Source organism: Thalassotalea sp. G20_0, from assembly GCF_017744175.1.
Classification (GTDB): Bacteria; Pseudomonadota; Gammaproteobacteria; order Pseudomonadales; family Endozoicomonadaceae; genus Endozoicomonas.
The window spans coordinates 1-1008 of sequence record NZ_JAGHQV010000256.1; the positions used below are offsets into that span (position 1 = coordinate 1).

The following is a 1008-nucleotide window of genomic DNA, read 5'->3' on the forward strand; positions in this document are numbered from 1 at the left end:
GATAGAAGATGACCGGCTGCAGATTATCCGGGGCACCTCCCGGGAGCTGACCCGACTGAAAGGCCAGCCTGTCAGCCCTGGTGCTTCCGGGCAACCGGCCTCTCTGGCTTCCAGCAACTGATCAGGGGTAGTGTTTACGATGTTATGTTCACCGAATCGACTTATTTTCAAGAAGCTGGCCAGAGGGTGTATAAAAGGCTGCGCACTCGGCACCCTTTCACTGTGTCTGTTATCAACCCCACTTGTACCCGGGCCTGCTTTTGCGGCCAGCGCCATTGATATCTCACGGGGCAATCATCATCAGCATCAGGTGGCTATTAATCAGTCCCGACTGATCAATCTTGCGGGCAAGCCAGGCCGTATTTCTGTGGGTAATCCCGATATTGCCGATCTGTTGGTACTGGACAGTGGTCAGGTATATGTGGTTGCCAAAGCCCTGGGTCAGACCAACATTCACGCCTGGGACAGCAAAGACCGACTACTGGCCAGTCTCAATATTGAAGTTACCCATGATCTGAATCTGCTGAAGCGCAAACTGTATCGCCTGCTGCCCGGAGAAACCATTGAAGTGCGCAGCAGTGGCCGGGATATTGTGCTTTCCGGTGAAGTGTCCGATGCCATTGTTCAGGATTCTGCTATTCGCCTGGCTCAGAGCTTTGCTGCCGGCACTGATGAAGATGCCAGTGTCATCAGTTTGATGAGTATTGGCGGTGCCCGACAGGTGATGCTGGAAGTTAAGGTGGCCGAGGTTCAGCGTAACCATCTCAAGCGGTTGGGCATCAAATTTAATGCCCTGACCAATGGTGGTCGCTGGAGCGTTGGTGGTGCCAATGGCGGCAGCAGTTTCCCCAACCTCACCACCGGGGACAGTGGTGATACGATTCCCTTGATACAGAACGGCGGCGTCTGGGGGCCTCCCTTGCAGCAGTTCACTCCGGATGATATCACCCTGCCCGGCTCAGGGCTGTTTGCCAGCCTGCTGACCGGTGACAGCCTGTTTAATCTTTA

At 54.7% G+C, this 1008-nt stretch carries 1 protein-coding gene; it reads left to right on the forward strand.

Annotated features, from left to right (window positions below; translation table 11 throughout):
- Positions 1 to 139: 139 nt before the first annotated feature.
- Positions 140 to 1008, forward strand: an 869-nt coding sequence (locus J7438_RS25895) for a pilus assembly protein N-terminal domain-containing protein (RefSeq protein WP_286196947.1), incomplete at its 3' end; no start/stop codon positions are given.